Consider the following 7,781-nt stretch of genomic DNA (forward strand, 5'->3'; position numbering starts at 1 on the left):
TTATGCCCGCGTTATGCCGTTCGCAGCAGACTGGCGGCATGCAAGATCTTTTGGGGGCGCGGTGCGGGTTCTGATCGCCGAGGACGAGCGGATGCTCGCCGACTCGATCGCCGAGGGGCTGCGCGGGGAGGCGCTGGCCGTGGACGTCGCCTACGACGGGGACGCGGCGCTCGAACGGCTCGGCGTGCACGACTACGACGTCCTGATCCTCGACCGGGACCTGCCGGGGACGCACGGCGACGAGGTGTGCAGGACGGTGGTCGAGCGCGGCGGGCTGGTGCGGGTGCTCATGCTGACCGCCGCCTCCGACGTGCGGTCCCGGGTGGCGGGGCTGTCGTTGGGGGCCGACGACTACCTGCCCAAGCCGTTCGCGTTCGAGGAGCTGCTGGCCCGCGTGCACGCGCTCGGGCGGCGGGCGCGCAAGGCCGACCCGCCGATGCTGGAGCGGGCCGGGGTGCGGCTGGACTGGGCGCACCGGCAGGTGTTCCGCGACGGGCGCTACGTGCCGCTGGCCCGCAAGGAGTTCGGCGTGCTGGCGGAGCTGCTGCGCGCCCAGGGGGCGGTGGTCTCGGCCGAGACGCTGCTGGAGAAGGTGTGGGACGAGCACATCGACCCGTTCACGAACACGGTGCGTACGACGATGATGAAGTTGCGCAAGAAGCTCGGCGAGCCCCAGGTCATCGAGACCGTGCCCGGTTCGGGGTACCGCATCCCATGAGCGCCCGGCTGCGTTTCGCCCTGGCCTGCGCCGGGGTGTTCCTGGTGCTCGGCGGCCTCGTCACGGCCGGGGTCTACCTCGTCGTACGCCAGAGCCTCGAATACCGGACGGGCCTGCTCACCCCCGAGCGCATCACCGTCGACGGCTGGCGGACCTTCCGCCGGCTGGAGGACCCCTACGAGATCGCGCGGCAGCGGGCCATGCAGGTCCGCGCCGTCTACCAGCGCGACACGCTCGGCAACGTGCGCACCGCCGGCCTCATCGGGATCCCGGCCGGCGCGGCGGGGGCCTTCGGGCTGGGCTGGTGGTCGGCCGGGCTGGTGCTGCGGCCGCTCAGGCGGGTCACCGAGACGGCGCGGCGGGTGGCGCAGAGCCACGACCTGACCGAGCGCATCGGCTACGACGGCCCCCGGGAGGAGCTCAAGGAGCTGGCCGACAGCTACGACGCCATGCTCGCCCGGCTGGCCCGCTCGTTCGACGGCCAGCGCAGGTTCGTCGCCAACGCCTCCCACGAGCTGCGCACGCCGCTCACGATCAACCGCACGCTGGTGGACGTGGCCGTGCGGCGGCCCGACGCGACCGACGACGTCAAGCGGCTGGGCGAGTCGCTGCTGCTGGTCAACACCCGTCACGAGCGCCTCATCGACGGCCTGCTGGCGCTGGCCGAGGGCGAGCAGGCGGTGCTGGACCGGCGGCCGTTCGACCTGACGGACGTGGCCGAGCACGTCCTCGACCAGGCCGCGGCCGAGGCGGCCGAGCGTGAGGTGAGCATGCACCGGCTGCTCGACTCGGCCCCGACGGCGGGCGAGGCGGTGCTGGTGGAGCGGATGGTGCAGAACCTGGTGGAGAACGCCGTCCGGCACAACCACCCCAAGGGCGAGGTGTGGGTGACGACGCGGCGGCGGACCGGCCAGGTGGAGCTGGTGGTGGCCAACACGGGGCTGCAGGTGCCGGCGTACGAGATCGAGACGATCTTCGAGCCGTTCCGGCGGCTGCACGGCGACCGGCTGCGCTCGGAGCGGGGCAGCGGGCTCGGCCTGTCGATCGTACGGGTGATCGCCGAGGCGCACGGCGGGACGGTCACGGCCCGGCCGCGGGACGAGGGCGGGCTGACGATCACGGTGGAGCTGCCCGCCGACGAGTCCGTGCCCTAGCCGCGCCCTAACCTTCGTCCGGCATCAGGGCGCTCTGGTGGATCTCCCACAGGGCGGTCTCCGGGATGCCCGCCTTGACCAGCTGCTCCCAGGTCGCCATCCGGTCCGCCGGGTCGGCCAGCAGGGCGTGCAGGAGCGGCCGCAGCTCGGCCCGGTCGGCCCCCTCCTCGTGCCACATCGCGCCCAGCGCCTGGTGCATGGCCGGCGACCGGACGGCCACCGTGCGCAGCAGCTCCTGCAGGATGGCGGCACGATCCCGGTACGGCAGGGCGTGCCCCTCCCCCAGCGCCCGCAGCAGCAGGTCGAGCAGCCGGCGGTGGCGGGGTGCGTGCCCGGTGGCCACGGCGACGACGACGTCGCCCATGCCGGTGGGTTCCGTGCCGGCCCCGAGCACCACGTCCTCCCGGCCGCCTGCCATCACCCGGTGCGCCGACAGGGCGGTGACCAGCCCCGACCAGCCCTCCTGCCCGAGCTGCCCCTTCCACAGGTGGGTGAGCGAGGACCACTGCTCCAGGTGGTCCGGGCCGGGCAGGAGCGAGGAGACCGTGACGGGCTCCTCCGAGGCGGTGACGATGAGGAGGGTGAGGTTCGCGGAATAGGCGGCCAGGCGGCGGGTCATCGTATGGCGTACCGGGCGGAAGCCGGTGAAGTGGCGCCTGGGCCGCTCGTGCAGGGAGCGCCGCAGCAGCCCCGACAGCTGCTCCACGCAGCGGGCCCGCACCTCCGAGGGCACCTCGGCCAGCAGCTCCAGGATGAACCCGACCGTCGGACCCCGCTCGGCCAGGCAGGAGTGGGAGATGACGGCGTAAAGCAGGTCGTCGTCCACGGCCTGCACCAGGGCGAGCGGCTCGTCCCCCAGCAGGTGGCGGCGCCGGTCGAGGTCGCGCAGCGCGTACATGGTCAGCCAGGCCACCAGGAACTCGCCGAACGTGGAGTGCAGGAACGCGTGGCCCTTCCTGCGGACGAAGAAGAACCGCTCGGTGGCCTTGCGCGCCCAGTCGACCCGCTCCTCCTCCTCGCCGGGGTCCTCCTCGCCGCCGTGGCACAGGGCCGGCACGTCCCGGTCGAGCTCCTCGTCGGTGATGACCTGGCTGCCGCGGGCCAGCATGGACAGCGCCACCGAGCCGAGCAGGACGAGCTCCTGGTCGATCGCCACCCGGCGGGCCCCGCCGGTCTCGCGTTCGGTGTAGTCGCGCAGCAGGACCTCGTACAGGCGGGACCGGCCGAGCGGGCCGTGGTCGTGCTGCAGCGCGTTGCCGCCGGCGTCGTAGAGGGCGAGCAGCAGCAGGAGCAGCGGGTGCCGGGCCATGTCGCCGTGGACGAGCGCCGCCTCGGCGGGCAGCGGCTTCAGGTCGCGCCGGGCCAGCAGGGCGCGGTTGGCCTGGTCCCAGATGTCGAGCCACTGGCGTACCTGGTCGTCGTCGAACGGCTGCAGCTGCAACGCCAGCAGCCCGTCGGGGAAGCGGACGCGGTCGGCCACCACCGTGCGGCTGGTCACGATCACCGCGACCGGCCGCCCGAGCCCGGCCTCCCTGGCCTGGAACTCGTGCACGCGCTCCAGGTAGTCGTAGCGGCCGGTGTCGCCCTGGACCAGCTCGTCGAACCCGTCCAGCAGGATCACCGGCATCGCGCCGTCCCCGGCCGCCACCAGGTCGGCGTAGGACACCTCCTCCCCCAGCACCGCCGCCACGGCCTGCTCGACCTGCTCGGTCAGGCTCGCCCGGGCCCGCACCTGGCGCAGCTCCACCCTGATCGGCAGGAACTCCGACCTGGCCAGCCGCGCGGCCAGCACCTCGGTCAGCTTCGTCTTGCCCGAGCCGGGCTCGCCGAGCACGAGCAGCGGCGCCCGCGTGGCGCGCAGCGAGGTGAGGTGCCCGGCGAGGAACGCCTCGGCGTCGGGCAGCAGCCGCTGGCGCTCCCACCAGCTCCGTTGCGCGGGCTCGGACTCGCGCCTGAGCTCCGCCACCCGGCAGCGCGGGCTCAGGTAGCCCTCGCCGAGCAGCGGCAGCGAGACGTCCTCCGGGTGCTTGCCGGCCAGCAGGAGCGGCTGGTCGAGCGCGTTCGCGGCCATCCGCACCTGGTGGATCATGGGGCGGTCGCCGACCCGGGGCGGGGCCAGCTCGGCCAGCAGCCACGCCACCCGCGACAGCGCCGTGGCCGATTGCGGCCGCTCGGTCACCAGGCTGCGCACCCCGAACTCGTGGCTGTCGAGGGCCAGCGACCGGTAGTCCTCGTCGTAGATGCGCAGCGCGTGCGCGGGCGGCCCCTCCGCGAGCAGCCGGGGCAGCAGGAGCTGGTCGTCGACCGGCAGCTCGTCCCAGACCGCCAGGCCGCCGACGTACCCCGCCACGGCCTCGGACATGCGCTGATAGGCACGTTCCACGGCCACGCGGGTCTCGGAGAAGGGCACGTGCGGCTCGGGCGTGGGCAGCCGCTCCAGCAGCAGGCTCGCGATCAGCCTGGCGAAGCGCTCCTGCGTCGGCACGCCGTGGGAGATCGTGCGGGCGCTGTCGCCGTGGTCGAGCTGGTCCAGCGTGAAAGGCAGCTTCGCCTCGCCGAGCGCCTCGAAGTAGGCCGCCACGACGATCGCGGCGTGCGCCGCGGCCAGCCGCTGCGTGCGCGTGAACCGGTCGACACCGCTCCTCAGCTCCGGCATGCGGCGTACGACGTCCTCGCCGTAGGCGATGATGCCGTCGCGCATGTCACGCAGGTTCGTCGCGAGCCGGGGGCCGCCGGCCAGCGCCCACCCGGTACGCTCCGCCGCCGAGGCGAGCCCGATCACCTTGACGAGCCTGCCGTCCTTGCATCCGAGAATCCTCAGGGCGTCGGCGTAGCTCGGGGTATCGATCATGGCCTTCTCCCGGGGACTGGGATGTCCCATCATGCGCTGAACGCCCCGATCTCCGCAGGCTCCTTCGCCAGGACGATCTGAACGTTACCTGCGCGTCATGTTCCTTTCACGGCTTGTGCGATCTCCGGCAGCGCAGCGGGATCCTCGATGGTGGACGGCGCCGTGTACGGGTTGCCGTCGGCGATGTCCCGCATCGTGGCCCGCAGGATCTTGCCCGAGCGGGTCTTCGGCAGCCGGGCCACCACGACGGCGCGGCGGAAGGCGGCGACGGGGCCGATGCGCTCGCGTACGAGGGCGGTCAGCTCGCGCTCCACCTCCTCCGGGTCGCGCCCGGCGCCCGCCTTCAGCACCACGAACCCCATCGGGAGCTGCCCCTTCAGCTCGTCGGCCACCCCGATCACGGCGCACTCGGCCACGTCGGGGTGCGAGGCGATGACCTCCTCCATCGAGCCGGTCGACAGCCGGTGCCCGGCCACGTTGATCACGTCGTCGATGCGGCCCATGACGTAGAGGTAGCCGTCGCCGTCCAGGTGGCCGCCGTCGCCCGTCAGGTAGTGGCCGGGGTAGCGCTCGAGGTAGGAGCGGGTAAAGCGGGCCTCGTCTCGATAGAGGGTGGGCAGCGCGCCGGGCGGGAGCGGGAGCTTCACGGTGACCGCGCCCTCCGTGCCCGGCGGGCAGTCCTTGCCGTCGGCGTCGAGGATGTGCACGTCCCAGCCGGGTACGGCCTTCGTCGGCGAGCCGGGCTTGATCGGCAGGACTTCGATGCCGACGCTGTTCGCGGCGATGGGCCAGCCGGTCTCGGTCTGCCACCAGTGGTCGATGACGGGGATGCCGAGCAGGTCGGAGGCCCAGTGGTAGGTGTCGGGGTCGAGCCGCTCGCCGGCCAGGAACAGGTACCGCAGCCCGGACAGGTCCCACTTTTTCGCGAAATTGCCGGATGGGTCCTCTTTTTTGATGGCGCGGATCGCGGTCGGCGCGGTGAACAGCGTGCGCACGTCGTGCGTGGCCACCACCCGCCAGAACGCGCCGGGGTCGGGCGTGCCGACGGGCTTGCCCTCGTACAGGACCGTCGTGCACCCCGCCAGCAGCGGCGCGTAGACGATGTAGGAGTGGCCGACCACCCAGCCCACGTCGGAGGCGGCCCAGTAGACCTCGCCGGGGGCGGCGCCGTACACGTTGGCCATGCTCCAGTGCAGCGCCACCGCGTGCCCGCCGTTGTCGCGCACGACGCCCTTGGGCGAGCCGGTGGTGCCGGAGGTGTAGAGGATGTAGAGCGGGTCGGTCGCGGCGACGCTCACGCATTCGGCCGGCTCGGCCTCGCCCACCGCCGCCGCCCAGTCCAGGTCGCGCCCCTCCCGCAGCTCCGCCACGCATTCGGGCCGCTGCAGGATCACGCACCGGCCGGGCTGGTGCCCGGCCTGCTCCAGCGCGGCGTCCAGCAGTGGCTTGTACGCCACCACCCGGTTCGGCTCGATCCCGCAGGACGCCGACAGCACCACCTTGGGCCGGGCATGGTCGATCCGCACCGCCAGCTCCCTGGCCGCGAACCCGCCGAACACCACCGAGTGCACCGCCCCGAGCCGCGCGCAGGCCAGCATCGCGACCACGGCCTCCGGCACCATGGGCATGTAGATCACCACGGTGTCCCCGGCCACCACCCCGAGGCCGCGCAACATCCCCGCCGTCCGGGCCACCTGATCCCGCAGCTCGGCGTAGGTGTAGGTGCGCGTGGAGCCGGTGACCGGACTGTCGTGGATGAGCGCCGCCTGCCCGCCCCGCCCGGCCGCGACGTGCCGGTCGAGGGCGTTGTGGCAGGTGTTGAGCCGCCCGTCGGGGAACCACCGGCCCTCGGCGTACACGGTGGCGGGCGCCACGTCCCAGTCGATCCCGAGCGCCGCCTCACCCCAGAACTCCTCGGGCCGCTCGATGCTCCGCCGGTATGCCTCGTCATAAGCGCTCACTTGTCGATCAGAACAGCCGTTGCCCCCATGGCGCAAGATAGGGCGGGTGAACGATGACGTGATCCTTTCCGTGGTGGTGGGGTCCCGGGCGTACGGGCTGGAGACCGACGCCTCTGACACCGACCGCCGGGGCGTGTACGTGGCGCCCACCTCGGCGTTCTGGCGGCTGGACAAACCGGCGACGCACCGGGACGGTCCGCTGCCCGAGCAGTTCTCCTGGGAGGTGGAGCGCTTCTGCTCCCTGGCCCTCGACGCCAACCCCACCGTCCTGGAGTGCCTGTGGTCCCCGATCGTGGAGGTGATCACACCGGCCGGGCGGCGGCTGCGGGACCTGCGCGGGGCGTTCCTGTCGCAGCGGGCGCACCGGTCGTTCACCGGGTACGCCGAGGCCCAGTTCCGCCGCCTCGACCCGGACCGGATGAACTGGAAGCAGGCCATGCACATGGTGCGGCTGCTGCTCAGCGGCCTGCACCTGGTACGTCAGGGGGAGCCGCTCGTCGGGGTGGGGGCCCACCGGGAGCGGCTGCTGGCGATCCGGCGCGGCGAGGTGCCGTGGGGCGAGGTGGACGCCTGGCGGGCCGCCCTGTCGGCGGAGCTGGCCGCCGCGCCGAGCGTGCTGCCGGAGTGGCCGGACCGGGAGCGGGTGGAGGAGTTCCTGGTCGGGGTGCGCGTGGAGAACCTGCCGTCACCCGTGCCCGGCTCCGCCGGCGCCCCTCCTCAGCTCCGCGCCGAGGGGGTCTGACGCCGTCCCTTGGTGCCCGCGGGCAGAATCGGTGATGTGACGTTGGTGGGCAGGAAGGACGCGCTGAGGGTCGTCGAGGAGGTCCTGCTGGCCGGGGCCGGGTGCGTGGTGGTGGAGGGGCCCGCCGGGATCGGCAAGAGCCGCCTGCTGGAGGAGGCCGCCGGACTCGGGCGGCCCACCGGACTCGATCGGTCGGCCGGACTCGATCGGTCGGCCGGACTCGATCGGTCGGCCGGAATCGGGCGGTCGGCCGGGCAGGCGGTGGCGGCCGGGCGGGTGGTGGCGGCCGGGCGGGTGGTGGCGGCCGGGCGGGTGGTGGCGGCCGGGCGGGTGGTGGCGGCCGGGCGGGTGGTGG

At 73.3% G+C, this 7,781-nt stretch carries 5 protein-coding genes and 1 pseudogene; 4 read left to right on the forward strand and 2 right to left on the reverse strand.

The features are described 5' to 3' along the window. The first annotated feature begins 61 nt into the window (after positions 1–61). Positions 62–718 carry a response regulator transcription factor gene (locus AB0J69_RS49285; RefSeq protein ID WP_364132926.1) on the forward strand — a complete coding sequence of 219 codons (657 nt, stop codon included), beginning with the start codon at positions 62–64 and terminating at the stop codon, positions 716–718. Further along, positions 715–1,872 carry a HAMP domain-containing sensor histidine kinase gene (locus tag AB0J69_RS49290; RefSeq protein WP_364132929.1) on the forward strand — a complete coding sequence of 386 codons (1,158 nt, stop codon included), beginning with the start codon at positions 715–717 and terminating at the stop codon, positions 1,870–1,872. Before AB0J69_RS49285 ends, AB0J69_RS49290 begins: the two co-directional genes overlap by 4 nt. A 7-nt stretch (positions 1,873–1,879) precedes the next feature. Here AB0J69_RS49290 and AB0J69_RS49295 read toward each other — a convergent pair whose 3' ends face one another. Further along, on the reverse strand, positions 1,880–4,723 hold the full coding sequence (locus AB0J69_RS49295; RefSeq protein WP_364132931.1) for a hypothetical protein: 2,844 nt from the start codon (positions 4,721–4,723) through the stop codon (positions 1,880–1,882). 95 nt (positions 4,724–4,818) lie between these two features. After that, the gene (locus AB0J69_RS49300; RefSeq protein ID WP_364132934.1) at positions 4,819–6,684 is read right to left on the reverse strand and encodes a propionyl-CoA synthetase; all 1,866 of its coding nucleotides are present in this window, start codon (positions 6,682–6,684) and stop codon (positions 4,819–4,821) included. A gap of 46 nt (positions 6,685–6,730) precedes the next feature. Here AB0J69_RS49300 and AB0J69_RS49305 point away from each other — a divergent pair, with 46 nt between their 5' ends. Continuing rightward, entirely contained in the window at positions 6,731–7,426 is a 696-nt protein-coding gene (locus AB0J69_RS49305; protein WP_364132936.1) for a nucleotidyltransferase domain-containing protein, read from the forward strand. Positions 7,427–7,462: 36 nt separating this feature from the next. After that, positions 7,463–7,781: pseudogene (locus AB0J69_RS49310) on the forward strand (hypothetical protein); the annotation flags it as partial.

This window comes from Nonomuraea sp. NPDC049709 (assembly GCF_040674815.1).
In the GTDB taxonomy this organism is placed as follows: Bacteria; Actinomycetota; Actinomycetes; order Streptosporangiales; family Streptosporangiaceae; genus Nonomuraea.

Excerpts from the sequence above, each read along its gene's own strand:
- AB0J69_RS49290 (WP_364132929.1), top strand. The coding sequence starts at position 715 with ATGAGCGCCCGGCTGCGTTTCGCCCTGGCCTGCGCCGGGGTGTTCCTG.
- AB0J69_RS49295 (WP_364132931.1), bottom strand. The coding sequence starts at position 4,723 with ATGATCGATACCCCGAGCTACGCCGACGCCCTGAGGATTCTCGGATGC.